Genomic DNA, 26,359 nt, shown 5'->3' with positions numbered 1-26,359 from the left:
AGCCACTCGGACGCGAGCCGGGCCGCGAACGGCGCATGCTCGGTCTCGCTTCGCTCGAAACCCGGGGATGAGGTGAGCTGGTGGTGTGGGTGCGATGACCTCGCTGTCGGGGGCGCGCGATCAGCTTGCGGTCGGGAGCATGATCTGTCGCGGTGGTGGCCTGAGTTGCCTCGATTTGTGCGCGGGCGAGCTTCACCGACGCCGCCCGCGATCCCGCGTACGCCGGGCCGGGCCGGGCCGGGCCGGGCCGGGCCGGGCCGGGCCGGGCCGGGCCGGGCCGGGCCGGGCCGGGCCGTGAGGACGTTGCTACCGGTCACGTGGATTCGCCGCATGCGCTCGCAAACGGCAGGCGCGGCGACGGTCGCTTGTTAGCACGCGGCGCAAGGCCTGCAGGCGGGGGCAGTCGCTGCGCCGCAAGGGTTCTCGTCGCTCCGACGCGCCATCGTGTGACGGCAGGTACAGCACAGCAGGTCAAGCGCAGTTCACCCAGGCGGTGACCGCATTGCCGTCCACGGCGTATTCGATCCCGCGGGCGGTCAGCATGCGCAGCACGGCTGCGTTGTCCGCCGTCGTGCTCACCAAGAGGTTCGCGTAACCCTCGGCGGTCGCCCGCTCGATCAGTCCGCTGAACACCGCGGTTGCGATGCCTGCTCCCCTGCGGGAACGGCCGATCCATACTCCGGCCTCGACAGCGCCCGCCGCGGCGGGGAGCGGACACAGGCGTGCCGCTCCGACCACAGCGCCGTCCACGCGGATGCCGTAGGTCGACTCGATCGGCGGACTCCCCAGCGCCCGGCTTCGGTGGAATGCCAAGAAGCTCGCTTCCCGCTGGGCATTCCAGTCGCTATCGGGCCCTTCGACCGGCATCACCTCGCCAGGCTCCGCATCTGCCACCGCCGCCTGCAGCAGATCGGTGAGCAACTGCTCGTCGAGCGGTTCCAGGGTGACATGGCCGGGCACAGCGCCGATCCTGTCACCCGGCACGGTCGCCAGGCGACCGGTTTTCCGCCCGGCTCAGACCGGGGTGATCGGCAGACGCAGCGCGCCGGGCGCGGCGACCGGGACCACCGGGTTCTTCGGTCCGATCGACGCGAGCCTGCGGTAAGCCGCGCCCAGGGGCGGGCGCTGGTCGTCCTCGCCTTTGTTCGGCCACAGCGCCATCGCGCGTTCGGCTTGGGCGGTGATGGTCAGCGACGGATTCACGCCCAGGTTCGCCGAGATCGTCGAGCCGTCGGTGATGTGCAGACCCGGGTGTCCGTAGACCCGGTGGTACGGGTCCACAACGCCGGACGCGGGCGAGTCGCCGATCGCGCAGCCGCCGATGAAGTGGCCGGTGATCGGGATGTTCATCAGATCGGTCCAGGCGCCCTGCGGGAGGCCGTCGATCTTCTCCGCGATCCGCCTGGTCACCTCGTGACCTTCCGGAATCCAGGTCGGCGGCGCGGCGCCGTCACCCGGCTTGGTCGTCATGCGCCTGCCGAACAAACCGCGCTTGGTGTAGGTCACGATCGAGTTGTCGACGTTCTGCATGACGAGCACACCCACCATGCGCTCGGACCAGTGCCGCGGATTGTGCAGCCGATGAAGGTTGCGTCGCTGCGCGATGAGCGATTTCACCCCGAGCAACCAGCGGGCCTTGCCCTCCTGACCGTCCACCAGCACCGTGGTCAGCAGACCCATCACGTTGCTGTTCTTGCCATAGCGGACCGGCTCGACGTGGGTGTGGTCGTTGGGGTGGATGGACGAGGTGATCGCGACGCCTTTGGTGAAGTCGGTGTCCTTGCGCAGCGACCGCGCGGCGAGCACCGCTTCGGAGTTGGTGCGGGCCAGATACCCCAGACGCGGCGAGACATGCGGCAAGCTGCCTCGCTCGCGCAGCCGGTGCAGCAGCTTCTGGGTGCCCAGCGCCGCGGCCGCGAAGATTACCTGGTCTGCGGTGAACGTCTGCTTCGACTTGCGCACCCACCTGCCGGTGCGCACCGTCCGTACCTCGTAGCCGCCCTCCGGCCGGGGCCGCACGTCGGTCACCGTCGTCAGGGGATGCACCGTGGCCCCGGCCTTTTCGGCCAGATACAGGTAGTTCTTCACCAGGGTGTTCTTCGCGCCGTGGCGGCAGCCGGTCATGCATTCACCGCAGTGCGTGCAGGTCGAGCGCGACGGGCCGACTCCGCCGAAGTACGGGTCGGCGACCTCTTGGCCCGGCCGGGAATCGCCGTCCGCGAACAACACGCCCACCGGGGTGCGGCGATAGGTGTGGCCGATGCCCATGTCCTCCGCGACCTCGCGCAGGATCCGGTCCGCCGGAGTGGTCGCCGGGTTCTCGGTGACGCCGAGCATTCGTTTCGCCTGGTCGTAGAACGGCGCCAGCTCCGCGCGCCAATCGGTGATGTGCGCCCACTGCTTGTCGCGGTAGAACTTCTCCGGCGGCTCGTAGAGCGTGTTGGCGTAGACCAGCGACCCGCCGCCGACCCCGGTCCCGCTCATGATGAAGGTGTCGTTGAGCAGCGTCAGCCGCTGGATGCCGTAGCAGCCGAGTTTCGGCGCCCACAGGTACTCGCGCAGATGCCAGGAATTCTTCGCGTACTCGTCGTCGGCGAACCGACGGCCCGCCTCGAGCACGCCGACCCGGTATCCCTTCTCGGTCAACCGCAGCGCGGCAACGCTGCCGCCGAAGCCGGATCCGATGACGAGCACGTCGTAGTGGCTGTCCATGTACTCGAGCGTATGGCGGTAAACGCGCAGGCCGGACGAGAGATACGGACGCGATATCGAGATTTCCGGCCATCTTCGCCCCCGGTCGCCCCCGCGGCGAGCAACCGGCCGGGAAGCTCCGGCGGCCACTCGTATGCTCACTGCGTCGCGTCCAGCGAGAGGGAGAACCGGTGACGGATCGCGAAGTACTGACCTGGGAGTCGTTCGGTTCCGCCAGCCGGGAGCTGGCGACGACCATCGCGGCGGACGGTTTCGAACCCGACCTGATCCTGTCCATCGCCCGCGGCGGGCTGTTCGTGGCGGGCGCGCTCGGCTACGCGCTGGAGGTGAAGAACCTGCACGTGATGAACGTGGAGTTCTATACCGGCGTCGACCAGCGCCTCGATTTGCCGGTGATGCTGCCGCCGGTGCCGCAGGCGGTGGATCTGGCCGGCGCCACCGTGCTCGTCGCGGACGACGTCGCCGACACCGGCGCCACCCTGAAGCTGGTCCGCGACTTCTGCTCCGGCAAGGTCGCCGAGGTGCGCTGCGCGGTGATCTACCAGAAGCCGTGGTCGGAGGTGGACAGCGAGTACGTCTGGCGGCGCACCGACCGGTGGATCAACTTTCCGTGGTCCACCGAGCCACCGGTGATACAGCGCCGCCCGCGCGTGCTCGACGCGTAACCGACGGCACGGCCGCCGGACATCGCTCAGCGACTGGAGCCGCTCGCAGACAGCGAGGCCAGCAGGCAATCCCAGTGCGGAGCGCCGCCGGGACAACCCGGGCTCGCGACGGGGGCCGACGCTTCGACGGGCTGGGCGGACTCCAGCGGTACAGCCGAAGCCGGGACCGCGGGAGCCAGCGGAGCCAAAAGCAATGCGACGATGAACATTCCGGCGCGGAGTCGGGTACGCATCGAGGTTCCTTCGAGCGGCGAGGGCAGCCTCCGCCAGAGACCGGATCAGCTCAATCGCCTTGCGCTTCAGCCACTCCGCCGCTCGGACAGCACCGCCTCCAGGCGTTCACCGAGCGCGTTGACCTGGTCGCGCAGCTCGATGACCGCGTCCACGCGATAGCCGACCTCGCCCAGCACCGAGACGATCATCGACCTGGCTTCCCGTTGCAGCGCATCACCCGCTTCCGTGGAGCGCAGCTCGACCGAGCGGCGGTCGTGCGTGCACCGGACGCTCTCGACCAGTCCTCGCGACTGGAGACGCTGGATCAGCGGCGAGACGGTGCCGTAATCCAGGCGTAGCTGTTCGCCCAGCTCCTTCATGGTCATCCCCGGCCGCTCCCAGAGCGCGAGCAGGGCGATGTACTGCGGGTAGGTGACCTCCATCGCGTCCAGGAACGGCCGATACGCCGCGGTCATCGCGCGGGAGGTGGAGTAGAGAGCGAAGCACAGCTGATCTGCGAGCGCGAGCAGATCGCGCTCTGCCGCTCTCGCGGTGGCGGGCGCCCCGGCCGGGTCGACACGCACCGCTGGAGAAGGATGCGCTACATCGGACATCAGGACACCCTACTGGAGCGAATCCGCATGTCCTGCTCCGACCGAGTCGCCTGCTGGATGACCGTTCGCACCCCAGCACGTCCAGCCGAACAGTCAGAGGGCGAGCATGGCGGCAGCGACCTGGTCGGCCGCGGCGTGCCGCAGGGCGGTACCCATGTCGTCTAGGACGAGCAGTCGCGCCGCGGGGATCTCGGCGGCGAGGACCTCGCCGTTGCCGACCGGGAAGAACGGGTCGGCGCGACCGTGCACCACGAGCGTGGGCACTTCGAGCTCACCGAGCCGCTCCCGCCATCGCGGGGCGCAGTCGATCCGGGAGAACACCATCCCGAGCTGGTTCGCCTGGTGCACCGCGGGATCGCTCGACGGCGTCCGGTCCCAGATACGGGCCGCCGTCGCCCGCGCTTCCTCCGGATCGTCGCCCAGCGGCTCGGCGCCCTCGGCGGCGAACGCGGCGACGGCATCCCGGTCGGTCCAGTCCGGCATCGGGTGGGAGAACAGCGCGACCATGATCGCCGGGTCGTGGTCCGGCAGGTCCTCGTCGACCGGGCCCGGCGCCACCGGCCGGGTGCCGACCAGGGTCAGTGCGGAGAACACCTCCGGGTAGTCGAGCGCGGCGACCTGAGCGACCATTCCGCCGACGCCGACCCCACCGAGATGGGCGGTCTCGGCGCCGAGCACCCCTACCAACGCGGCCGCGTCGGCGACGAGATCCCGCAGGTCGTACGCCGGATTCTCCGGGTCGAGAGTCGTCGACGCGCCGGAGTCACGCAGGTCGTAGCGGACCACGCGCCGCCCGCCCGACGCGAGCCGCTCGCACAGCGCGTCGGGCCAGGACAACATCGTTGTGCCGCCGACCAGCAGGACCAGCGGATCGTCCGCACGGCCGAAGCTCTCGATGCCGAGATCCACACCGTTCGCCCGTACCGTGGTCATGCCAGATCGAAACGGTCTCGTCATGCCTGAACTCCTGTCTGTCGGTATATCCAGAGGTATAGACGACGGATCCACCCGAAAGTCATCGGTGCAGCCGAAGTCGCGTACACACTCCTGCGAACGCCCCGAGCGCGGCAATACCGGATGTCCTGAGCCGCAGCGGCGCTGGCCCGCCGACCACTGCGGCGTGGCCGCTTCGCTCAGCGCTACATGTGGCAGGTGCGGATGTTTTGGTCGATGGTTCTACGGTGCTGTGGTGACGCCGGAGCTGATCAGAGTGATGGCGGCGTTCGAATCCCGTGGGTCGCAGCATGTGCGTGAGTGGCCCTGACTCGGCTCGATTCAGTGCGCACGGCATGGGTCATCCGAGCGGTTGCCCGTTTCCGTCTCGTCGGGGTGGGTAGCTCGGAGTGGAACACACGAAAGTTCGTGCTGGTCGCGGACTTCGGTGGCGAGACGCCGCGGGCGTCGGCCTCGGCTCGGCTCGGGTCGCGGCGAACTTGCTCGATCCGGTTGGAGGAACAATGAGTCGATCGCTGATGAAGGTTGTCGCCGCGGCGGCGCTGGCGTGCGGCCCGGTCTCGGCCGGCGCCGGCGCGGCGGTCGGTGTTCCACAGTTGCCGCCACCGCCGATAGGCGGTGGATCAGGGATCGTGATCGATGATCAAGCCGAGTGCACGCTCACCACCATCGGCTACGACGCGAGCGGCCGGTTGGTGGGGTTGACCGCGGGCCATTGCGGTGAGCCCGGCGCGCGCGTCGCGTCCGTGACGTATCCCAGCTACGGAGTGCTGGGGCGCTTCGTCTACGCCGATCGTGAACTGGACTACGGGATCATCGCATTCGATGCCGCACGGGTCGATCCCACCCGAGACGTCGGCGGGTTCTTCATCGACGGTCTCGGCGCTCCCGCGCAATTTCCCGACGTCGTGTGCAAGAAGGGCCGCACCACCGGCCGGACCTGCGGTGTCGCCTGGGGCGACATGATGGGCGACAGCCGCGACACCTGGACCCAGATGTGTGTGCTCAAAGGCGATTCCGGCGCGCCGGTGGTGATCGGTTCGACCCTGGTCGGCATGGTCAACGCCTACTTGGGCATGGGGTGCCTGGGGCCGGAGGTGGGAACCGACATCAACGCCATCCTCACCGACATCGACGCCCGCGGTGACATAGGCGCCGGATTCCGGCCGATCTGAGATTGCGACAATTCCTGGATGGCGGTGCTGCTGTCTCGACTCGACCGGTTCAACCAGCGACATCCGTGGAGCCACAACGATCACTACGGCCGCTGGGTCGTCGGTCGGGTGGCGTCGTCCGGAGCTCGTCACGTTCTCGATGTCGGTTGCGGCACAGGCAACCTCGTCGCCCGGCTGCGTCAGCGCGTCACCACCGTGACGGCGCTCGAACCGGACCCCGCGACTGCCCGGGTCGCGGCGGAGCGCTTCACCGACGATCCCGCGGTGACCATCGTGCACGCCGATTTCGCCGGGCGGGACCCACGGCGGCGCTGGGACGCGATCACCCTCGTCGCCGTCCTGCACCATCTGCCCCTGGCGCCGACCTTGCGCGAGTTGCGCGACTGTCTGGCACCGGGCGGGCGGCTCGTGATCGTCGGCTGCTACCGCCAAGCCGGACCCATCGACTTGCTCGCCGACCTGCCTGCCATAGTCGCCAACCCGGTGATGGGACTGATCGAGCACCCGGCCCGAGCCGCCGCGCTGCCCCCGCATATGACCGCACCGACCGCCGATCCGAAGGAAACTCTCGCGGAAATCCGGGCCGCCGCCGCGCGGGAACTGCCGGGGGCCCGGATCCGGCGTCGCCTGTTCTGGCGATACTCCCTGGTCTATGACGCCCCCGCCGACCGTGCCACCGACTCGATGAACCAGGAATGAGCGCTGGACTCGCGCCACCAGCCTGACGCGGTTGGATCGTTCCGGCTGTTGCTCGGCGATCCGGGCCGCGTTCGGTCGTGCTTCAGCCCCCGGCCGCCTGCCGGTCGACAACGACACCAGGAGCCACCGTCACGCCGCTTGTTCGAGACGCGCCGCCGCGGCGACACGCCCGACTCCCGAGCACCGATGGAGCGCCGCCGTGCAGCTGCTGTTCGGGCTACCATCTGGATGAGGTCGCTCACCAGCGGTTTCAGCCGGTGATCCGCATCGCCTTACGCCGGTAAGCGGACCCAGCGCCGGTGAGTTGCCCGCACTTGCGCAAGGTGTCAGGTCAGAGGTTCCCATGTCTGACTATGACGGCGCTCCGGGGCCGCCGCGGCGCAACCTAGGATGATCTCCCGATCCCGGGCGCGACGGGCCGCAAGCGCGGAGGAAGCGAGTTGCCCTCGACGACAGTCTGATTCGGATCTGATCGGTCGGTGAACAGGAAGAGGCCAGGAGGAATGCGGGTGGGCATGGCAGCGCGATCTGGGAAGCAGCGGGTTGTTCGTGGTCGGCTGAGGAAGACCGGCGCTGCCATGGTGACGGCTGTGCTCATGTCGTCGCTCGGTGTGGCCGCGGCTACCGCCGCGCCGATCCACGCACCGATATTGCGCGCACCGGCAGGCGGTCACACGGAGCTTTCCGTGCCGTCCAGCATGGGGCCGATCAAAGTCCAGGTCCAGTGGGCCGCCCGCGGCGGGAGCGCGGCCCTCTACGTGCTCGACGGTCTGCGTGCGCCGGCCGACCACAATCAGTGGACGACCGATACCGACGCCCTGCGCCAGTTCGCCGGAGACAACGTCACATTGGTGTTCCCGGTCGGCGGACACTCGAGTTTCTACACCGACTGGTACCGGCCGAGTAGCACCAACGGTCAGAAGACCACGTACAAGTGGGAGACCTTCCTCACCCGTGAACTGCCTGCCTACCTGCAGCGGTACGGTGTGTCGCGAACCAACAACGCCATCGTCGGCGCCTCCATGGGGGGTAACGCCGCCCTGACGCTGGCCGCCCACCATCGCAACCAGTTCAAGTTCGCCGGCTCCTTCTCCGGATTCCTGCACCCGACGTTTCCGCTCTGGAACGAGGCGATGCGTGCCGCCATGTGGGACGAGGGCAACTTCAATGTGGACGACATGTGGGGTCCGGTCGGAGACCCGGCCTGGAGCCGCAACGACGCCACCGTGCAGGCGGAATTGCTGCGCGGACTGCCGATCTACGTATCGACCGGCAATGGCCTGCCCGGTCCGCTCGACCTGCCGTACGGAGTCGGGAACACGGTCAACGCGATGGGCCTGGAGTCGATGACGACCGCTGCCGCCCAGATGTTCCGTGATCGAATCGCGGCGCTGGGGATCACCGCCCGCGTCGACGTCATCGACGGAACGCACACCTGGCCCTACTGGCAGCAAGCGCTCGCGACTGCGCGTCCGATGATCCTCGATACGCTCGGCGCGCACTGACCTGCTGCCACCAACGCAGTTCGTCTTCCCCGCCGAGGCACGCACAGCTGTCGCCGCTGTCGACCGGCAACTGCCGAGGGCCGAGCAGCCACCGAATCGCAGCGACCGTCGCCGAGGCGGCGGATCGGTGTCCCGCCATGGGCGATCGTCGCTAGGCTGACGCCGTCGAAGGCGCCCGGACGACCGTTCGCGGTGCGGCAAGGTCAGCACCGATGGCCGGTGTGGAACCAGTGAGGTGTGCGCGATGCGGGACAGTCGGTGGCGGCGGGCGGTGGCGGCCGTCGTATGCGGAGTCGGCCTGTGTGCGGGATCGTCGGTGAGCGCGGTGGCCGACCCGGTCGGTGACGCCGGTGTCGTGTGGTTGTGCAGGCCGGATCAGGCGAACGATCCCTGCCGCAGCGGCTCGGCGACGACGGTGCGGCAGGCGGGGCAACCCGATGTGCGTGAGCAACCAGCTCCCGCCGCCGATTCCGAGGTGGACTGCTTCTATGTCTATCCCACGGTGTCACTGGAGCCGACGCCCAACTCCGACACCGCGGTGACACCGGAGGTACGGGCGGTCGCCGAACAGCAGGCGGCCCGATTCTCCCAGGTCTGTCAGGTGTTCGCGCCGGTGTACCGGCAGCGGACCGTTACCGCGCTGGCGGCGGAGCGGGCCTACTCCCCCGAGCAACGCGCCGAGATGGCGCGGATTGCATACGAGGACGTCCTGCGGGCGTGGCGGCAGTTCGTCGCAGAGCGCGAGAGCGGAAGGCCGGTCGTGCTGATCGGGCATTCGCAGGGTGCGCGCATGCTGCGCCAACTGATCCGAGAGGAGATCGAACCGCAGCAGGCGGTGCGCGACCGTATCCTGTCGGCGATCCTGCTCGGCGGCAATGTGGTGGTGCCGAAGCACGCTGACGTCGGCGGCGACTTCCGCTACCTGCCGCTGTGCCGCAGCGAGCGGCACACGCGATGCGTGCTCGCCTGGCAAACCTTCGGCGCAACCCCGCCCGCGGACAGCCGATTCGGCCGCAACCCGATGACCCCGGAGCCGCTGCCTCGGCCGTACGGCCCCGACTACGAGATCGCCTGCACCAACCCGACCTCGCTGGCCGAGAACGAACCGCGCACCGCGGCCACCGTGCTCCGCACGAGCCCGGTGCCCAGCCCGCTCGGCGTGGAAGTGGCGCTGCGCCGCGGGCCATCCGCCGTCGCCGCGCCGACCCCGTGGCTGGTCCCCGCCGAAAAGTACCGGCTCCAGTGCGTGCGCGGCGGCGACGCCACGGCACTGCTGGCGACTCCGGAACCGGGCAGCCCCGAGCTGTACCCCGTCCCCGACGCGAACTGGGGTCTGCACCTCACCGACGTGGAGATCGCCCTCGGCGATCTGGTTCGCATCGTGGCGTCCCAGCGCGGCGCCGATCGCGCGGCGCACCGCTGAAACCACCGGCGCCGCCGGGACGCGCTCGCACCCGAGCGGCGAAAATCTTGCACCGGTGGCCGTGTCAGCAATCTGCGGGGAAACTTCTGTGGCAGGGTGGTCGGCTGTGCAGACAATCCTGATCACGGGGGCGACATCGGGTATCGGTCTCGAATCGGCTCAGCAACTGGCGGCGCAGGGGCATCGGCTCGTCTTGGTCGGCCGGAATCCACAGAAGCTCTCCGGTGCGGCGCGACTGGTCCGCTCGGCCGGGGCGGCGAGCGTCGACACGCTGGAGTGCGATTTCGCCTCGCAGTCGTCTGTCCGGCAGCTGGCGAAGGAGGTGCTGGCCACGTATGACCACCTGGATGTGCTGGCCAACAACGCCGGTGGCTATTACCCGACCCGAATCGAGACCGAGGACGGCATCGAGTCGACGTTCGCGGTGAACCATCTCGGCGGTTTCCTGCTCACCGAACTGCTCGTCGATCTGATGGTGCACAGCGCCCCGTCCCGCATCGTGTTCACCTCATCGGTCATGCAGTTCGGCGCCACCATGGATTTCGCGGATCTCGGCTTCCGGCGCGGATATTCGGGAGAAAAGGCCTACAGCCGCTCCAAATTGGCGAATGTCCTCTACGCCCGGGCGCTGGCGCGGCGCCTCGACGGCACCGGTGTGACAGTCAATGCCTTCCACCCCGGTGCGGTAGCGACCGGAATCTGGGATTCGATGCCCTGGTTCGGGCGACCCTTCGCGGCGCTCGCCAAACGAGTGTTCATGATCTCCGCCGCGGAGGGCGGCCGGGCACTCACCTACCTGGCCACCGATCCCGCCGTCGCCACGGTCAGTGGCTGCTATTTCCAGAAGAACCGCATCAAGACTCCGTCGCGTGCGGCGCAGGACGACGCGGTCGGACAGCAGCTCTGCGATGTCAGCGCGACCTTGGTCGGGCTGACCGACTAGACGCAGCGGACCGGCGACGCGTTGTCGCCGAGCACAACACGACCTTCGTCGCCGACTGGAGCAGAAAGCAGGGGACCATGCTTCGTACGCGTTTCGAGTCGATCGGCTCGTACACACCCACCACCGTCCGCTCCACCGAGGATCTGATCGCCGACCTGGCTGTGCCGAGGTCGCTGGATCTGGAGCGAATCACCGGAATCAGGAATCGGCGGGTCTACGACTCGGATCCGGACCGGTACGAATCGTCCTTCGAGCTGGCGTTGCACGCGATCGAGGATTGTCTGCGGCACTCCGATTACCGGGCCGACGAGCTGGACATCGTGATCTCGGCTTCCATCACGCGCACGCGTGGCGCGGGGATCTTCTGTTACGCACCGTCTTTCGCGCTGATGCTGGGCAGAGCGATCGGTGCGAAGACGGCACGGCACTTCGACGTTTCGAACGCCTGCGCCGGGATGATCACCGGTGTGATGGTGCTCGACCGCATGATCAAGGCCGGTGTCGTGCGCAATGGCCTGGTGGTGAGCGGTGAGCAGATCACGCCGATCGCCGAGACAGCTGTCCGCGAGATCAGCGAACCCTACGACCCGCAGTTCGCGGCGCTGACCGTCGGGGACGCGGCAGTCGCGGTCGTGCTCGACGGCCGCGGTAACGACGACGACGAGATCCACTACGTCGAACTGATGACCACGGCCGACGGCGCCGAGCACTGCATCGGAATGCCCAGTGACCGTACCGGCGGTATCGCGATGTACACCGACAACCGCGCCATGCAGAACGAGGCCCGCTATCAGCAGGCCATCAACCGAATGGCCGACTTCCTCGCCGAGAACGGGCGCAGGTGGGAGAGCGAGAAGTACGACTACTGGATTCATCACCAGTTCAGCGCCCCGGCCATCGACTACATCTCCGATCTGACCGAACGTCACTTCGGCACGCCGATGCCGCAGGCTCTCAACGTGTTGCACGACTACGGCAATACCGCCTCTACCTCGCACTTCCTGGTTCTGCACGAGCATCTCGCGCAGGAGAGAATTCCGAAAGGGTCGAAAATTCTCATGATTCCGGCGGCGTCGGGCATCGTCTCCGGATACCTCGCCGCGACCATCTCGCGTCTGGAGGCATGAGAATGGGGACGACGATCATCTCGGCCGCGACGAACTCCGACCCGGACACCGGTAGCTACTTCGAACTGGCCGCGCGCGCGGCACTCGCCTGCGTGGAGCGCTCCGGTGTCGGCCTCGACGAGGTCGGCATGCTGGTCAACGCGGGCGTCTTCCGCGACTGCAACATCTCCGAGCCCGCAGTGTCGGCGCTCATCCAGAAGCGGATCGGCCTGGGACTGGCTTACGAGGCAGAGCGTGCTCCTACCTTCTCCTTCGACCTGATGCACGGCGCCACCGGGCTGCTGCATGCCCTCGTGACCGCCGATTCGTTCCTGGCAACGGGTGCCGTGCGGTACGCGTTGCTCGTCGCGGGTGACACCCACCCCTCGACCCGGCGCCACGTCGCCGGTTTCCCGTACAGCGCGAGCGGCGCGGCGCTGCTGCTCGGGACTTCGCCTACCGCAGGCGGATTCGGCCGGCTCCAGTTCCGCGAGACCACCGGCGTCGTCGACCCGACTGCCTGGGTGGCCTTGGACGATGCCGGCGCAGACGGCCGTAGCGCCATGTGCGTTCGCGCCGGTGCGGAGGACCCGGTCGCTCTGGCGACCGCGGCGGTGCGCTCCTGCCTGGACGCGGAAGGACTCGACGGCGTCGACTTCGCCGAGGGGAACGCGGTGCTGCTGGCTCCGGTCCGGGATTTCGGATTCCGTACCCGTTTGGCCGACACCCTTGCCATCCCGTCGTCGTCGGTCGTCGGTTTCGACCCCTCGATCGGAGATCCCTACACCGCGGCCCCCGTCCATGCGTACCTCAACGCACTGGACACGGGTTTGGTCGACACCGCGCGCACGGTGATCTTCCTGGCCGCGGACGGCGCATCGGCCGCCTGCCTCGCCTACCACCCACGGCTGGTGTCACCGGCGCGGCAGAAAACGCACGCGTAGAACCGGGAGCGGCCATGACGAGAAGCCCCCCTGCCCCGCCTCGGATGGTGGAGTAGCCCCCGTTGACACCGGCAGGGCCGGTGGCAGCGCCGAGGACGCCGTTCAGTAATCCGCCTCGCGGGCGATCACCTCGTTGACTCGGTGGGAGAAATCTCTGAGCAGTCCCATGCGCCGGTCGATCTCCCCGTTGGAGTTGGCGGGCGCCCGTGAAACAAAGGCCCATTCGAGTTGGAAGTCGCACAGCATCGCGTTGATCGACTGCGCGTTCCGGAGGTCACGCGTCCACGCCGTCGAGACGCCGAAGAACCGATCGAAGGCCGCGCAGGCGGCGGCGCAGGCGAGCAGTGCGTACCCCCAGCTCGGGTTGACGGCATCGACTCCGGCGGTGGTCAACAGGGGCACCAGGATTCCGAGTAGGCCCAGAACGATCACCGCCGCGGTGAGGGCTAGGCTCGTCCGCCGCTTCATCTGTTTGTCCCGCGCATACCAATCGCGTGCCTCTATGGCATACGTCTCGACGCGTTGAAACAGCCGGGCAAGGGTCTCATCGGAATTCGACCAGTCGGCGGAACGGAGGTCCAGCGAAGGCGGCACTCCGAGGTCCTGCGAGCGATCCCCGCCGAAGGGCGATCGGTGCTCTGTCACGGCCGTACTGTAGCGCCCACCACCCTCGAAGTTCATATCTTCAGCTGTTGCGCAGGTCGGCAGGCGGTACCGTGCACGGCTCGGACGTTCGATCGGTCCCCACGACACGTGCGACGCGCTGCCGCAACAGGTTTCAGGCTCTGCACACGATGGCTCGATCTCGCTGGTCTACGCGGCCGTGCGCGCGGTGTAGAGGTACTTCGCGCGACGAGGCGCCACACCTGCCGCGGCCGCGAGTGCCACGGCGTAGAGCCGCAACGCGTGCCGGTCCCCCGGACGCTGCGGCACGCCCAGCAAGTCGCGGGCTCGCGGGTGCTGTATCGCGCGCACAACGCGGTTCGGCAACGCCCGCGGTATCCACGCGTCCGGGCGCAACACCTGCGGCGCCAGTCGCAGCGCGGCTGGACTCACGCGCAGCGCCGTGCCGCACGCCTCGTCGAAATAGTCGCGGAACTCCGGCAGCGTGCGCGGCATATGCCGAGCGGAGATGCCGTATCGGTCGTACCAGACGACACTTTCGTCGTAGAGGCGCAAGCTTTCCGTGGGCGTCAGCGGACGAATGAACGTATTGATCGCGAAGAACAACGTATCGACATACGTCGCATGCTGGAAGAAGAACACGTCCGGCCGAAGCGCGTGATAGCGGGCGCCGGAATCGTCGACGCCTTGCACATGGGCGTGCCCGGCATGGATCAGCGATCGCAGATCACGGCCCGAGTACGCGATCTGAACCATCGCGTTGACGGTGCGCCGCTTGTGCAGCCACAGCCGGTAGGTCACGTGCTCGGTGAGCGCCGTCGCGATCGCTGGATGCAGGATCTGCAGAGCCACCGCCCGGGGAAGTGCCAGCGCGAAACGACGGTCACCGAGGTACTTCCGCAGCAACGGCCCTGGTGGGTCAAGGCCGCCCGCGCGACGCTCGGCGTGCGCCCCGGCACCGTTGAGTCCGGTCTTCACACCAATGTTTTCCCGAGTTCGCGCCGCCTGCGCATCTCACGGAGATACGTTTCGAACGGATACAAGCGCCAACGCTCCGGCAGCACGCGCATCACCAGCCCGATCGAACGCATCGTCCGCTCGAACACCCGCTGCCGGCGAGGGCTCCACGCCAACCCCAGCTCCTCGCGGAAGCGTTGCGGGAGAAAGCCGGTGGTGAAGAACCGGTTCACTCGGCGAAACAGCACCCGCTCGACTCGCCGGTAGGGCCCCAGATCGACAACCTGATCGAGCAGATACGCCCGCACTTCCTCGTCCACCGCGAGGTCGGACAGCTTGGCGTCCCAATATTCGGCGAATGCCGCGCGATCGCGCGGCCACAGCTCCGGGCGCATCTGCAATGTCGTTCCGAAGCGGCTTGCCTCACGGTACAGCTCGTCGGCCAGATCGTCGTCCGCGCGGCCGTAGAGAAAGGTGAGCGAATCGAGAGTGCCGCGGTAGAGGCATGCGGCAACCCACAGTTGCAGTTCCGGATCGAAGGCGTTGTACTTCACCGGACTGTCGGGACCGGATCGCACATGACGATGTGACGTGTCGACCGCTGCCCGATAGGCCGCTCGGTCTTCCTCGGTGCCCAGCATCGCCACCGCCAGATAGGTCAGGGTCGTGCGGCCGCGTTTGCGGGGATGCAGGGTGTACCGACCGCTGTCGACCGTGCTCTCGACCACGCCGCGGCCGACCGGAGGCAGGCTGAGCTGCATGATCACATTGGCCGGGCCGCCCAGCAGCGCCGCGGGCCCCGCCATGTAGCGGCGTCGCCGGCCGTGCTCCACCCCGGAAATGGTCGATGACCGCGCTGACGGTTCAGGACGAGACATACGGGCTCCACTCGCTCAGATCAGGTTCTTCTGCTTGCGGATCCGCCGCCGCAGGTCGACCATCAGCCCGTGCGATCCCCCGTGGCGCACGAAGCGGGGAATGAAGCGGTTGACGAAGGAGACGAACACGAACAGGTTCTCGAAGCGCCGCTGGTCGGCGGCGGTCCACTCGACCCGGAGTTGTTCGCGGAAGATAGGGGCCAGGAACCCGATGGTGAGGAATCTGAGCAGGTTCCGGAAGGGCAGCCGCAGATACCAGTGGATCATGCGCAGGTCGAGCAGGCTTTCGAGGTAGCCGCGTACGTAGTCGTCGAGCACGACTTGTTCGCACGCGGCGTTCCAGTACTCGTCGAACGCGGCCCGGGTCGCGGGCCACATGTCCTCGGTGACCTGCAGGGTGGTGCCGAGAGTGGAGGACGAGGCGTAGAACGCTTCGGCCTGCTCGTCGTTCATCCTGCCGTGCAACAGCTGATAGGTGTCTTCGAAGCCGATGTACAGGCAAGCGGCGACCCATAATTGGAGGTTGCGGTCGAACGCGTTGTACTTCACCGGCGCTCCCGGGGCCGAATGCACCTGCCGATGAGCCACATTCACCGCTTCCCGGTACGCCTTGCGCTCCTCGTCCGTGCCGAGAATGGCGACCGCGAGATATTGCGTCGTGGTCCGCGCCCGCTTCCACGGGTGCTTCATCAGCGATCCCGACTCCACCTTGCTTTCGGCCACACCGTAGCCGACACCCGGCCGGGCCATCTGCATGACGACGTTGGCGGCAGCCCCCGCGAAGGACCAGAAGTCCAGCGCGTCGGTGAGCTCGAGGGGTCGTTTCGTGAACGGCTGATGCGTCACACTGATGCCGATCCGGGTGCGGTCCTTGGTGAGCGGCACGTTCTGGTCGTGATCGGATTGATGAGCGACTGCGGTCATCGTGGTTTCCTTCCCTCTGCGTTCAGGTCGCGCGAGCAGACGAATCAGTCGCGTCGACGCCCGGACGGACGCCGCCGAACACCGGCCCGGCTACGGCCCGCCCCACCCGTCCAGCCGCGGTGGCATCGGACTCTCCTGCGTACGACGACCCGAGCTAGCCATCTGACATTATGTTACTGAATATTCTCACGCTCGCATAGCGCATTCGAGTGTCGATACTGCACTCTGTAGTGCAGATTTGCATTCTATTGCTGAAATATGTAGTTGAATGTTCCTATCCCGCACGGGATCTGGGCCGCTCACTTCAGCACGACGGGCGGCTGGGGGGCCGTGTCGAACAAGGTGACCTCCATCAGGCGGATCACGGCATCTCGCGGAAGGTCGCGCCTGCCGTCCCCCAGCGCTCTACCGAGGTCGACGACCAAGCCGAACGCGGCGTGCACGAGAATGCGCGCCTGCGCTTCGGAGAGGTCGGATCGCACGGCGACAAGCAGTTTCACCCACTCGGCCACCGAGAGCCGCTGGATGTTGCGCAACACCACCCGGTCCTCAGGGGGAATGTGGGAGAACTCCGTGTAGTAGACGAACGTCAGTTCCCGCTCGGCGAAGGATCCTGCCACGTAGAGGGCGATCAATTCGGTCAGCGCCTCGCCCGGGGTGGCCGACGAGGCGATGGCGGGACCGATAGCACCGGCGACCCGGTCGGCGGCCCGACGGAAAGCCGCGGTCAACAGATCGCTTTTGCTGCGGTAGTAGCGGTAGACCGCCGACGCGGCGGTCAGATCCGCCGCGGTCGCGATGTCTTCGACGCTGACATTCGGATATCCCCGCTCGTGGAACAGTTCCACGGCTTTCGTCAGCAACAGTTGATGCTTGAAAGGAGTGGGCGTGTCCGTCGCCCGCGCCGCGGCGGGAGACTGCTCGGCGAAGGCGGGCAGTTGCGCGTGCACCGCCGTCCAGCACGCAGAAGTAAGCAGCGCCGCAAGGGATTTCGTCGGTAGTGCGGCGTGGTGGTCACCGATGCTGCTGACGACGCTGAGCACCGCCACGGCCCGGACGAATCTGTCCTGCTTGCTCCACTGCGGGCGCACGGCACCGATCAGCTGCCCCAGCGCGGCGAGCGAGACCGCGAACTGACCGGTGAGCGTCTCGCCGTCGTCCTCGTCGAGGTAGCGACCTTCCCAGCGCGCCAGGGTGACGGTCGGCCGGTTGGCCAGGGCCTGGGCGACGAGCGCATCGATGACGTGCCGCAAACGGGCGGCGGCGCTCCAGGTTTCGGCCTGCGCCGGAAGCGTCGCGGCCTCGACGGTGACCTGCCCCAAGCGCAGCAATTCTTCGCGGAACAGCGCGTACTTGCTGGGGTAGTGGCGATACAGCGCCGCGGAGCTGATGCCGACCTTGGTCGCGATCTCCTCCATGCTCACGCCGTGATAGCCGAGTGCACCGAACGCGGCCGCGGACGTCGCCGCGATCTGCGCCTTCCTGTCACGCGGGCGTCGCCGCACCGCCCGCTGCGAGCCGGGCTCGGTCCCGGCGCTCTTTTGCCGCACCACTCTGCGCACCGCCGACCGTCAGGGTTGCGGCGGCGTCGTCAAGGGCGAATTGACCTTGTTCACCAGCCAGCGGTCCCCGACTTTCTCCAGGCGCATCACCATCGACAGCTGACCCGGCGCGGGCTTGCCCTTGGTGCCGAGACTGGTGATGGTCTGGCCGATGATCACGATAGCTTCGGCCGAGTGTTCGTCACCGGCGCGTATCGCGCACTGCACGTCCCGCGTGGCCGAGGTGACCTCGCCTTGGCCGAGCACTTCGCGCAGTTCGGTGCTGGTGGACTCGAACTGTTTCTTCCAGTCGCCGGTGGCGCCGTCGGTGACCGCGGCGAAATAGGCGTCGAGGTTCTTGGAGTCGTAGTTCGCCAGGATGGGCGCATAGCGGCAGGCGGCGGCGCGCGCGTCCTCCTGCGCTGCCAGCTGGTCCTTGCTGTTGTCGCTCTGGACGTACCAGTAGCCTGCCGCGGCCACCGAGACGCCCACCAGTATCGCGGCGGCCGACCGCACCGCGATCGTGCCGGGACGCCCGATCGGCAGACCGCGCAGGCGGCGCCACCAGGCCGGGGATTCGGCGGCAGCGGTGGTGTCCGCCCCGCGGTTCACCTCGACCGGCTTCGCGGCGGCGGAGTCGGATTTCCCCGGCTCGGCCGCTTGCTCGTCCGTGGATGGCGCGGGCGACTCGGCTTCGGCGCTCGAATCGATGTCGTCACTGGTCATGTGCATTCTCCTAGTTGCCGGGGACCGGGCGCGACAGTTCGTCGCCACCTACGCCCGGTGGCCGGGTGGCTCCGTTGTCCGGCACGTCGGGACGTGGCGCATTCGCCGAACCGCGCACCTGCAGGGCGGGATCGCTGGTGACGCAGTAGTTGTAGAGCCGGATCCGGGTGTCGGTCATCTTGTCCGTGGGGACCACGGGGATGGTCTCGTACTCGCACGTGGGGCGCGGCCAGAAGTCGACCAGCGTATGGAAGGCGTTGTCGTGCGCGGGAATTCCCAACGCCTGCGAGCCGACCCGCAACGCAGGGAACAGTGCCGCGATCGCCGGTGCGCGCAGTTTGGCGGCCTTGGTGATCGCGACGAAGTTCGTCACCAGGTTCGTGATGGGATCCTGCGTGCGGGACACGAAGCCGCCGAGCGTGTTGAGCTGGTCGGGCCCTTCGTCCAGGAAGTGCCGTACCTCTCGGTCGGCTGCCGTCAATTGCTCGAACAGCACGCCGCCCGTGCGGGTCAGTGTCGCGAGGTCCGGTTGCGCGTGTGAGGTCGTCTCCGCGATCACTTCGAGGTTCTCGATCAGTTGCCGGGTCTGCGGGAGCAGATCGCTCAACCCGGCCATGGCGCGGCTGATGCCCGACACCATGTTCCGCAGCTGGTCCGGGCCGCCCGCCAGCGCCTTGTCGAGTTCGTCGATGATCACATTCAGGCGGTCCGGGTTCAATCCGCCGATGAAGCCACTGAGATTGGTCAGCACCGACTGCACGCTGACCGGGACGGTGGTCCGGGAGCGCTCCACCAGAGCGCCGTCGGTGAGATAGGGGCCGGTGTCGGAGTCGGGGCGGAAGTCCAGGTACTGCTCGCCCGCCGCCGACAGCCGGCCGACGGCGACCGTGCCGCCCACCGGGATCTTCGCCCCCGAATCGATCTCGGCCACGGCCGCGACACCGCTGCCCGCGACTTTCACCTCACGGACCTTGCCGACCCTGGTACCACGGAAGGTGACGTCGTTGCCTGCCGACAAGCCGCCCGAGGACTGGAGTTCCACTGTCACCGAGTAGTTGTCGCGCAGTGGATCGATCCGCAGGACTTCGGCGCCGAGATAAGCCGCACCGAGGACGAGCACCACGACCAAGCCGAAGTTCGCCACCGCGACGCGGCGGCGCACCAGCCACTGCCACAAGGGGGAATTCATCGGCCGCCTCCTTGCTGCTGCGGTTGCTGTGGCGGACTGGTGACCCGACCGATCACCTTCTCGATGACCTGCGCCAAGCTGCCGATGAAGGCGGGCACGTCGCCGACTTCGGGCAGCCTGCTGCCGCTGGGATCGGTCAAGGCTCCGACACTGAGGTAGGACACCGTCGCCGCGACGGCCAGGGCCGGGCCGTCCAAACTCGCCATCAGCGATGGGTACAGGGTGTGTAGACCGTCCAATGTTCCGCCCAGGTCGTCGCCCATCTGGGTGAAGCCCGCCATCAACCGCTGGATGCTGTCGAACAGGCTGACCGCCTGCGGCCCAGTGGTGTCGGTGAAGTCACCCAGGGCGGTCATCGTGACCGAGACCTTGTCGAGCAGGTCCACGATGGACTGATTGTTCTCGGCGAACAGCGCCAACAGCCCCGGGAAGGTATCGGCGGCATCGCCCAGTTCCGCTTTCCGCCTGGCCAATTCCCCGGTCAGCACATTCAGGCCGGCCAGGACGTTGTCGATGTCGCCGGTTCGCTGATTCAGCGCGGCGATGACGCTGGTCAACTCGCTGAGCAGGTGCGCGAGCTGCGGCGCGCGGCCGGCGAACATCGAATCCATCTCTGAGGTGATCTTCGCGGCCTGGTTGATGCCGCCGCCGTTGATCAGCATCGAGACCGACATCATCAACTGCTCGACGGAGGCGGCAGCCGAGGTGTGCTCGGTGCCGATGACGTCACCGGCGCGCAGGTTCGCACCGTCCGGTGCCGCCCTCGGCAGTGTCATCGCCACGAAGATGTCGCCCAGCGGCGTCGCCTGCCGCAATTCGGCGGTGGTGCCCCGTGGCAGCTGGATGTCCTCCCTGATCAGCATTTCCACCTCGGCGATGAAGTTGGTCGTGCTGATCGCGGTGACGACTCCGATGTCGGTGCCGCCGATTTTCACGTGCGCGTGGTCGGGCAGATTGAGCGCGTCGCGGAAAGCCGCGCGAATCGGATAGCCGGGCGCCCCGATGCCCGGTTTGGGCATCGGCAGATTCGCCACCGTCATGGTGCAGCCTGTCGCGGTGCTCAACGCCGCGACCAGCACGGACGCCACCGCGGTGCGCCGGAGCGCGTTCGTGCCGATCATTTCGAGATCCCCAGAAGCGCTGCGGTGAGGCCGAAGTCGGGCCCGAAGTCCTGGATCTTTCCGGTGCGGCAGCCGTCGAGGCGCATCTGGATCCGTTCGCAGAACTGCGACAGGACCTCGTTGTCGAGCAGGACCTTGTCGGTCAGCGCGTGCAGGCGCAGCGCTTGATGTTCCCGGCTGACGGCGTTGGACAGGTTCTCGAACAGCAGCGGCCCGACGTCGACGATCTCGGTGAGGCCGCGGGCGTTGGCGCGCATCTGTTCGGTGATGGTCGTGAAGCGCTTCAGCGCGCCGACGAGCTGATCGGAGTTCTCGCCGACCAGCGTGGAGGTGTTGGTGACGAACTGGTCCAATTGCCGCAGGACCGCTTGCAGACCGGGCGCCTGGTCGCCCAGCAGCTGGACCAATTCGGTGAGGCGGCCGCTGAAGTCGCGGACCGTCCGGTCGTTCTGGGCGATGATGTGGGTGATCTCGTTGAGTTTGATGATCGTGTTCGAGATCTGGTCTTTGTTGGCGAAGGTCACCTCGAAGGCCGAGGACAGCGCGTCCAGCGTTTCGCGCAGTTTGTCGCCGTTGCCGTCCAGGAGCGGGAACAGGACTCGGCTGGCCATCGGACCGTTCTGGTCGTCGCCTTTCAGCGCGGCTCCGAGCTGGTCGAAGTTCTGCAGGATGCGGTCGAGTTCGACCGGTGTCCGCGTCCTGGCCAGCGGGATGTGCGTTCCGTCGGTCAGGATCGGCCCGTCGCCGCTGTAGGCGGGGGCGAGCTCGACATGGCGGTTGGTGATCAGCTGCGGCGACACCAGGGCGGCCACGGCATCGGCCGGGATCTTGGTTCCCTTGTCCAGGCTCATGGTGACCTGCACGTAGCTGCCCTTGGCTTGCACCGTGTCGACGCGGCCGACCGGAACGCCGAGCACCGCTACCTCGTTGCCCGCGTAGAGTCCCGCCACGTTCTCGAAGTCGGCGCTGATGCGCACGTGTTCGCCGAGGTACTGCCTCGGCAGCGCGGTCAGGCTGTCGGGTACGAGCCCGCAACTCGCGGTGACCAGCGCGGTCACGATCAGCACGCCTAGCTCGGCGAGTCGTCGTGTTCTCATCAGTTGCACCCCTGTACGGCTCGAGCGAAACACAGCCAGTTGTCCGGGAAGAACCACGGCGCCCACACGTCGCCGTAGGGCCCGTTCCCGACGGCGTTGTTGAACTGCCGCAGAGCGATGGGCATGTTCTCGTAGAGTCGGTCCAGGTTGTCGCGGTTCTTCGCCAACCCCTCCGACATGGTGTTCAGGTCGTGGATCAGGGGCGCGAGCTGGCCGTTGTTCTCCAAACCCATCTCCTGCAGCAATCTCGACAGGGCCGCGACGTTGTCGAGCAACTGCTGCAACAGGTCCTGCCGCTTCTGAACGGCGGTGCCGATCGCTTCGCCGCGAGTCAGCAACAGCAGCACGCTGTTCTGGTTGTCCGAGACGAGCTGGGACACCTGGTCCATGCTTTTCAGCAGCGAGTCCACCTCGTCGCGGCGATCGGTGACGACCTTCGCGAGCGCACCGATACTGTCGAGCGCCTGGACCGCCAGCTGCGGGGAATCGCCCATCTGCTGGTCGACCAGGTCCAGCGCCTGGCGGAGCTTCTGCGGATCGAGACGTTCGATGCGTTCGAAGGAGTTCTTGTACTTCGGGTCCTGGATCACTTTGCTCAGGTTGTACGGCACCGAGGTGTTCTCGATGCGGATGCGGTTGCCCGGCAATCCCTTTCCGTCGCCCGGCACCAGGTCCACGTGCAGGCGGCCGAGGATCGTCGACATCTTGATGGCCGCGCGCGCGTCCGGGCCGAGGCGAAGATCGCGACGCACCTTCAGCTCCACCGCGACCTTGGTGCCGTCGAGCCGAACCGCCTGCACCGCACCGACTTCGATACCCGATACGTCCACTGTCGCGCCGGGACGCAGGCCGGCCGCCTGAGCGAATTCGGCATGAATCGTCTTCTCTCCCAGTCGAGCCTGGGTCAGGACACTGGATCCGATCAGGAGAGCCGCCACCGTGACCGCCGCGATCAGGCCGAGCCGCAGATATCTGTTCCGCAGAAATCCCGGCCATGGGACACCGATGCTCATCGGCACACCTCCGAATGTGAGTTGCCGCCTACCTGGGAGAAAAGCCCCGGAGGCAACAGCACGCCCCACAGGGACACATCGAGGCTGCACAGATACGCGTTGCCGTAGGCGCCGTTGCTGGTGAAGCGTGCGACGCCGTTGAGGACGGCGGGCAGTTCGACCGCGGCCCGGTCCAGGGAGGCGCCGTTGAGCAGCAGCAACGCGACACCGGTGCCGGCGTCGTTCTGCGCCTTCGACAATCCCGGCTTGACCTGCATGATCAGGCGGGTCAGCGAGTCGGTCGTCGCAGCCACCCGGTCGACCGAATGCTTGAGACTCTCGCCTTGCGAGTAGAGCGCCTCGACGAGCGCCCTGGCCTGGGTGAGCAGCGTCTCCAGCTCGCCGCTGCGGTTGGCCAGGCCGCTGATCACCGAACTGAGATTGCCCAGGACCTCCCCCAGGATCTCGTCGCGCTGCCCGAAGGTGCCCGCCAACTCGGCGGCTTGGGTGAGCAGGCTGCTGAGGGACACCTGATTGCCCTGAAGCGCCTGGATCAACGTCTCGGACAGCGAATTGACCTGATCGGGCTGCAGCACGCTGAACAACGGCTCGAACCCGGACAGCAGCGCGGACACATCGAACGAGGGCTCGGTTCGCTCCAGTGGAATCTGTGCCCCCGCCGCGACGACGGCGCCCGCTTCCTTGCCCGGCGCGAGGGCGATATACCGCTGTCCGATCAGATTCTGGTAACGCACCAGCGCCTTCGTCGTGGTGGTGAGCCGCTGGCGTTCGTCGATCCGGAAATCGACCCTGGCGCGGTAGCCGTCGGTGAAGTCGATCTCGTCCACGCGGCCGACCCGCACGCCCGCCATGCGCACGTCGTCCCCGACGCGCAGTCCCAGGACATCGGAGAAGACCGCCGAATAGCGATGCGTGTCGCCGTCGACCGACCGCTGCAAAGTGGACCAGATGGTGAAGGTGAGCGCGACGGCCACCACCGCGAAAAGGCTGAAGCCCAGCAGCGCCTTGGCTGATTTCATCGTCCCGCCCCCTCGTTGTCGGCGGCGGTCACGGTGACCGATCCACCGGCCAGCACCGGACTCAGCAACAAGTACTGCGCCACGGTCGGCCGCGTTCCGACGATCGCCGCCACGGCGTCGGACCCGCGTAGCGCGATCGGCTGCACCGGAGCACCAGGAGCCCGCACGTCGGGTGCTACCGGTGCGACGGGACTCGGCGCAGGCGAAAAACCGGGTATGGACGGCAGACCCGGGAGGAAGGGAAGCCCGGGAATCGCGGGCAGTTCAGGAAGCACCAGCCCCAAGGCACCCAGGGGCGCAACCGGTACCGGTGCGGGCCCTGCCGCGTCGAGCCATTTCGGCATCAGCTGTGGCGGGTAGTTCTGCTCGGGCGCCACCTCGGGCACAGTGGCGCCGCCACAACGGGGGCCGTACTGGTCGCCGTAGTGGGGGCAGTCCTGCGCCGTGTACTGCTGGAAGGGTGTGAACGACACGTCCATCTTCCACACCATCTGTTTGGCCGGCCCGAAGTGGAACGTGGTGGCCAGCCGTCGCAGCGCCACGTTCAGGTTCGCGGCCGTGTAGGGAATGGCTTCCGGGTCCTTGGCCAGGCTGCCGAACAGGTCGTCCAGCCCGGCGACGAGGAACTTGCCTGCGTCGGGGTTGCGGGCGAAGAGCGCGTTGACCGAATCCACTGTCGCGTTTCCGGTGGCGAGCAGGTCGATGAGTTTCGTGCGCCGTTCGGCCAGTGTTCGTGCGGTGGTCACCGATTCCGAGAGCACCCCCACCAGTTCGTGAGCCGACTGGCTCAACGCGATCGACGCTCGCCCGAGATCCCCGAGCAGTGCGTCGATGCCCGGAGTCGCCCTGATCTCGGTGAGCCAGTTGTCCAGGCGCTCCACCGTCGAGCCGGGCACGCGCGCCGCGGGGTCCAGCGCCGCCGACAGGGTGGCCAGCACCCGGCCCAACTTCTCGGGCTGGATGTTCTGGAGCACGTTGCGCAGGACATTCAACGTCGTCTGCAAGGCCACTGTCTCGCTGCCGGTGTCCTCCGGAATGGTCGCGCCCGCCCGCAGCGTTCTCGTTTCCGGGCCGTTGTCGACGAGTTCGATCGCGGTGACGCCGAACAGGTTGTTCGGAATCACCCTGGCGGTCACGTTCACCGGAATCGTCGACGCCAGACCGGGTTTCAGATCGACGCCGGCCCGCTGCTCGGCTCCTCGGGCCACCACGTCGACCCCGGCCACCCGGCCCACGACCATCCCGCGGAATTTGACGTCCGCCCGTCCGGGCAAGCCGTCGCCGGTGCTGGTCAACACGATGGTCACGGGGACCTTGTCCTCGAAGTATCCGGTGTAGCGCAGCGCGAGCAGGTACAGCAGAACCGCGATCGTCGTCAGCACCGCCAGTCCCGCGAGGGTCAATTGTCTGGCCGTCGGTCCACGGCCGCTGGGGTCCAGAATCATCCTCGGCTCACCCCGAAATCCGGAATCCGGGATCGATGCCCCAGATGGTCAATGTCAGAAAGAGATTCGCGAACACCATCACGACGATCACCATCTTGATGGCACGCCCGGCCGCGACCCCGACCCCTTCCGGGCCACCTGTGGCGACGTAGCCGTAGTAGCACTGGATGAACGTCGACAGCATCACGAACACCACTACCTTGAGCAGCGAGAAGAAGACGTCCGTGCCGATCAGGAACTGAAAGAAGTAGTGATCGTAGGTGCCGGCCGCGGTTCCTCCCAGGAACAGCACCGTGATCTTGGTGGTCAGGTAGGCAGTCGCGAGGCCGATGCTGTACAGCGGGATGATGGTCAGCGTCGAGGCGATCATGCGCGTGCTGATCAGATACGGCAGCGGCCGGATGGCAATGGACTCCAGCGCATCGATCTCCTCGGAGATGCGCATCGAGCCCAGTTGGGCGGTGAACCTGCATCCCGCCTGGATCGCGAAGGCCAAGGTCGCGAGGATCGGCGCGAGTTCACGGGTGGTCGCGAAACCGGAGATCGCGCCGGTGAGCGGGGACATGGTGAGCAGGTTCAGAGCCGTGAACGACTCCATCCCGACGATGATGCCGCCGAACGCGCACAGGATGACGACGACACCGATCGTGCCGCCACCCACGATGAGCGATCCGTTGCCCCAGCCGATATCGGCGGTCAACCGCGCCACTTCACGGCGATAGTGCTTGAGGACGAACGGAATGGCGATCAGAGCCTGGAAGAACGTGATGGCTTGATGCCCCACGCGTTGATTGGCACGAACGGGCCCGAGTGCGGCTTGCCCGACGGCGTGCAGGGGCTTCAGCGCCGGGGGCGTGTAACTGCTCGCCATC

At 67.3% G+C, this 26,359-nt stretch carries 26 protein-coding genes; 8 read left to right on the top strand and 18 right to left on the bottom strand.

The window, feature by feature from the left end:
• Positions 1-471: 471 nt before the first annotated feature.
• Together ON19_RS38575 and ON19_RS38570 are read right to left on the bottom strand one after the other, a co-directional pair.
• Entirely contained in the window at positions 472-984 is a 513-nt protein-coding gene (locus ON19_RS38575; protein WP_043704536.1) for a GNAT family N-acetyltransferase, read from the bottom strand.
• Positions 985-1,014: 30 nt separating this feature from the next.
• Positions 1,015-2,712: an FAD-dependent oxidoreductase gene (locus ON19_RS38570; protein ID WP_043704534.1), complete on the bottom strand. Its 1,698-nt coding sequence runs from the start codon at positions 2,710-2,712 to the stop codon at positions 1,015-1,017.
• Between the two features lie 170 nt (positions 2,713-2,882).
• On the opposite strand from ON19_RS38570, the gene ON19_RS38565 reads away from it, so the two are divergent.
• The gene (locus ON19_RS38565; RefSeq protein ID WP_043704533.1) at positions 2,883-3,377 is read left to right on the top strand and encodes a phosphoribosyltransferase; all 495 of its coding nucleotides are present in this window, start codon (positions 2,883-2,885) and stop codon (positions 3,375-3,377) included.
• 26 nt (positions 3,378-3,403) lie between these two features.
• Here ON19_RS38565 and ON19_RS42745 read toward each other — a convergent pair whose 3' ends face one another.
• From ON19_RS42745 to ON19_RS38555, 3 genes are all read right to left on the bottom strand, one after another.
• Complete coding sequence (locus ON19_RS42745; RefSeq protein ID WP_157230093.1) at positions 3,404-3,610, bottom strand: hypothetical protein; 207 nt, start codon at positions 3,608-3,610, stop codon at positions 3,404-3,406.
• A gap of 66 nt (positions 3,611-3,676) precedes the next feature.
• Positions 3,677-4,204 (bottom strand): MarR family winged helix-turn-helix transcriptional regulator, encoded by a 528-nt coding sequence (locus ON19_RS38560; protein ID WP_083900005.1) that lies wholly within the window; start codon positions 4,202-4,204, stop codon positions 3,677-3,679.
• Positions 4,205-4,297: 93 nt separating this feature from the next.
• Entirely contained in the window at positions 4,298-5,161 is an 864-nt protein-coding gene (locus ON19_RS38555; protein ID WP_372478695.1) for an alpha/beta fold hydrolase, read from the bottom strand.
• A gap of 500 nt (positions 5,162-5,661) precedes the next feature.
• Here ON19_RS38555 and ON19_RS38550 point away from each other — a divergent pair, with 500 nt between their 5' ends.
• The 7 genes from ON19_RS38550 to ON19_RS38520 all read left to right on the top strand — a co-directional run bounded on the left by ON19_RS38550 (position 5,662) and on the right by ON19_RS38520 (position 12,953).
• On the top strand, positions 5,662-6,333 hold the full coding sequence (locus ON19_RS38550; RefSeq protein WP_043704529.1) for a chymotrypsin family serine protease: 672 nt from the start codon (positions 5,662-5,664) through the stop codon (positions 6,331-6,333).
• A gap of 18 nt (positions 6,334-6,351) precedes the next feature.
• The gene (locus ON19_RS38545) at positions 6,352-7,032 is read left to right on the top strand and encodes a class I SAM-dependent methyltransferase (protein ID WP_043704527.1); all 681 of its coding nucleotides are present in this window, start codon (positions 6,352-6,354) and stop codon (positions 7,030-7,032) included.
• Positions 7,033-7,610: 578 nt separating this feature from the next.
• On the top strand, positions 7,611-8,537 hold the full coding sequence (locus tag ON19_RS38540) for an alpha/beta hydrolase (RefSeq protein WP_227954878.1): 927 nt from the start codon (positions 7,611-7,613) through the stop codon (positions 8,535-8,537).
• A gap of 244 nt (positions 8,538-8,781) precedes the next feature.
• Complete coding sequence (locus ON19_RS38535) at positions 8,782-9,960, top strand: DUF3089 domain-containing protein (RefSeq protein ID WP_083900003.1); 1,179 nt, start codon at positions 8,782-8,784, stop codon at positions 9,958-9,960.
• 106 nt (positions 9,961-10,066) lie between these two features.
• Positions 10,067-10,903 carry an SDR family oxidoreductase gene (locus tag ON19_RS38530; protein WP_043704526.1) on the top strand — a complete coding sequence of 279 codons (837 nt, stop codon included), beginning with the start codon at positions 10,067-10,069 and terminating at the stop codon, positions 10,901-10,903.
• A 77-nt stretch (positions 10,904-10,980) separates the two neighbouring features.
• Positions 10,981-12,030 (top strand): 3-oxoacyl-ACP synthase III family protein, encoded by a 1,050-nt coding sequence (locus ON19_RS38525; RefSeq protein ID WP_043704524.1) that lies wholly within the window; start codon positions 10,981-10,983, stop codon positions 12,028-12,030.
• A gap of 2 nt (positions 12,031-12,032) precedes the next feature.
• The gene (locus tag ON19_RS38520) at positions 12,033-12,953 is read left to right on the top strand and encodes a beta-ketoacyl-[acyl-carrier-protein] synthase family protein (protein ID WP_043704522.1); all 921 of its coding nucleotides are present in this window, start codon (positions 12,033-12,035) and stop codon (positions 12,951-12,953) included.
• Positions 12,954-13,055: 102 nt separating this feature from the next.
• Here the strand turns inward: ON19_RS38520 and ON19_RS39630 are convergent, their stop codons facing one another.
• The 13 genes from ON19_RS39630 to ON19_RS38455 form a co-directional block, all read right to left on the bottom strand.
• The gene (locus tag ON19_RS39630) at positions 13,056-13,598 is read right to left on the bottom strand and encodes an SLATT domain-containing protein (protein WP_157230092.1); all 543 of its coding nucleotides are present in this window, start codon (positions 13,596-13,598) and stop codon (positions 13,056-13,058) included.
• Positions 13,599-13,766: 168 nt separating this feature from the next.
• Positions 13,767-14,555 (bottom strand): oxygenase MpaB family protein, encoded by a 789-nt coding sequence (locus ON19_RS38510; RefSeq protein WP_083900001.1) that lies wholly within the window; start codon positions 14,553-14,555, stop codon positions 13,767-13,769.
• Complete coding sequence (locus ON19_RS38505; protein WP_227954879.1) at positions 14,552-15,367, bottom strand: oxygenase MpaB family protein; 816 nt, start codon at positions 15,365-15,367, stop codon at positions 14,552-14,554. The genes ON19_RS38510 and ON19_RS38505 overlap by 4 nt, the downstream gene beginning before the upstream one ends.
• Before the next feature lie 60 nt (positions 15,368-15,427).
• Positions 15,428-16,336 carry an oxygenase MpaB family protein gene (locus ON19_RS38500; protein WP_043704521.1) on the bottom strand — a complete coding sequence of 303 codons (909 nt, stop codon included), beginning with the start codon at positions 16,334-16,336 and terminating at the stop codon, positions 15,428-15,430.
• A gap of 299 nt (positions 16,337-16,635) precedes the next feature.
• Positions 16,636-17,886 (bottom strand): TetR/AcrR family transcriptional regulator, encoded by a 1,251-nt coding sequence (locus tag ON19_RS38495; RefSeq protein ID WP_227954880.1) that lies wholly within the window; start codon positions 17,884-17,886, stop codon positions 16,636-16,638.
• Positions 17,887-17,907: 21 nt separating this feature from the next.
• Positions 17,908-18,603, bottom strand: a complete 696-nt coding sequence (locus ON19_RS38490; protein ID WP_043704516.1) for a hypothetical protein — start codon at positions 18,601-18,603, stop codon at positions 17,908-17,910.
• Between the two features lie 10 nt (positions 18,604-18,613).
• On the bottom strand, positions 18,614-19,792 hold the full coding sequence (locus tag ON19_RS38485) for an MCE family protein (RefSeq protein WP_043704515.1): 1,179 nt from the start codon (positions 19,790-19,792) through the stop codon (positions 18,614-18,616).
• A complete protein-coding gene (locus tag ON19_RS38480; protein ID WP_043704514.1) occupies positions 19,789-20,913 on the bottom strand; it encodes an MCE family protein in 1,125 nt (374 codons plus the stop codon). Before ON19_RS38480 ends, ON19_RS38485 begins: the two co-directional genes overlap by 4 nt.
• Complete coding sequence (locus ON19_RS38475) at positions 20,910-22,010, bottom strand: MCE family protein (RefSeq protein ID WP_043704512.1); 1,101 nt, start codon at positions 22,008-22,010, stop codon at positions 20,910-20,912. Before ON19_RS38475 ends, ON19_RS38480 begins: the two co-directional genes overlap by 4 nt.
• Positions 22,010-23,023, bottom strand: a complete 1,014-nt coding sequence (locus tag ON19_RS38470; RefSeq protein ID WP_043704716.1) for an MlaD family protein — start codon at positions 23,021-23,023, stop codon at positions 22,010-22,012. The genes ON19_RS38475 and ON19_RS38470 overlap by 1 nt, the downstream gene beginning before the upstream one ends.
• Entirely contained in the window at positions 23,020-24,042 is a 1,023-nt protein-coding gene (locus tag ON19_RS38465) for an MlaD family protein (protein WP_043704509.1), read from the bottom strand. Before ON19_RS38465 ends, ON19_RS38470 begins: the two co-directional genes overlap by 4 nt.
• Entirely contained in the window at positions 24,039-25,487 is a 1,449-nt protein-coding gene (locus tag ON19_RS38460) for an MlaD family protein (protein WP_043704507.1), read from the bottom strand. Before ON19_RS38460 ends, ON19_RS38465 begins: the two co-directional genes overlap by 4 nt.
• A gap of 7 nt (positions 25,488-25,494) precedes the next feature.
• Positions 25,495-26,358, bottom strand: coding sequence for an ABC transporter permease (locus tag ON19_RS38455; protein ID WP_043704506.1), 864 nt, complete (start codon positions 26,356-26,358; stop codon positions 25,495-25,497).
• Between the last annotated feature and the right edge of the window lies 1 nt (position 26,359).

The sequence above is a fragment of the Nocardia abscessus NBRC 100374 genome (assembly GCF_000308455.1).
Lineage (GTDB): Bacteria > Actinomycetota > Actinomycetes > Mycobacteriales > Mycobacteriaceae > Nocardia > Nocardia abscessus.
The sequence above is the reverse complement of the archived record's forward strand: the minus strand, read 5'-3'. Positions and strand labels throughout refer to the sequence as shown.

Coding starts and splice junctions, on each gene's coding strand:
- ON19_RS38485 (WP_043704515.1), bottom strand. CDS start 19,792: ATGAATTCCCCCTTGTGGCAGTGGCTGGTGCGCCGCCGCGTCGCGGTG.
- ON19_RS38490 (WP_043704516.1), bottom strand. CDS start 18,603: ATGACCAGTGACGACATCGATTCGAGCGCCGAAGCCGAGTCGCCCGCG.
- ON19_RS38545 (WP_043704527.1), top strand. CDS start 6,352: ATGGCGGTGCTGCTGTCTCGACTCGACCGGTTCAACCAGCGACATCCG.
- ON19_RS38555 (WP_372478695.1), bottom strand. CDS start 5,161: ATGACGAGACCGTTTCGATCTGGCATGACCACGGTACGGGCGAACGGT.
- ON19_RS38525 (WP_043704524.1), top strand. CDS start 10,981: ATGCTTCGTACGCGTTTCGAGTCGATCGGCTCGTACACACCCACCACC.
- ON19_RS38470 (WP_043704716.1), bottom strand. CDS start 23,023: ATGAGCATCGGTGTCCCATGGCCGGGATTTCTGCGGAACAGATATCTG.
- ON19_RS38520 (WP_043704522.1), top strand. CDS start 12,033: ATGGGGACGACGATCATCTCGGCCGCGACGAACTCCGACCCGGACACC.
- ON19_RS38460 (WP_043704507.1), bottom strand. CDS start 25,487: ATGATTCTGGACCCCAGCGGCCGTGGACCGACGGCCAGACAATTGACC.
- ON19_RS38475 (WP_043704512.1), bottom strand. CDS start 22,010: ATGAGAACACGACGACTCGCCGAGCTAGGCGTGCTGATCGTGACCGCG.
- ON19_RS38465 (WP_043704509.1), bottom strand. CDS start 24,042: ATGAAATCAGCCAAGGCGCTGCTGGGCTTCAGCCTTTTCGCGGTGGTG.
- ON19_RS38550 (WP_043704529.1), top strand. CDS start 5,662: ATGAGTCGATCGCTGATGAAGGTTGTCGCCGCGGCGGCGCTGGCGTGC.
- ON19_RS38455 (WP_043704506.1), bottom strand. CDS start 26,358: ATGGCGAGCAGTTACACGCCCCCGGCGCTGAAGCCCCTGCACGCCGTC.
- ON19_RS38540 (WP_227954878.1), top strand. CDS start 7,611: ATGGTGACGGCTGTGCTCATGTCGTCGCTCGGTGTGGCCGCGGCTACC.
- ON19_RS38535 (WP_083900003.1), top strand. CDS start 8,782: ATGCGGGACAGTCGGTGGCGGCGGGCGGTGGCGGCCGTCGTATGCGGA.
- ON19_RS38500 (WP_043704521.1), bottom strand. CDS start 16,336: ATGACCGCAGTCGCTCATCAATCCGATCACGACCAGAACGTGCCGCTC.
- ON19_RS38480 (WP_043704514.1), bottom strand. CDS start 20,913: ATGATCGGCACGAACGCGCTCCGGCGCACCGCGGTGGCGTCCGTGCTG.
- ON19_RS38560 (WP_083900005.1), bottom strand. CDS start 4,204: ATGTCCGATGTAGCGCATCCTTCTCCAGCGGTGCGTGTCGACCCGGCC.
- ON19_RS38570 (WP_043704534.1), bottom strand. CDS start 2,712: ATGGACAGCCACTACGACGTGCTCGTCATCGGATCCGGCTTCGGCGGC.
- ON19_RS42745 (WP_157230093.1), bottom strand. CDS start 3,610: ATGCGTACCCGACTCCGCGCCGGAATGTTCATCGTCGCATTGCTTTTG.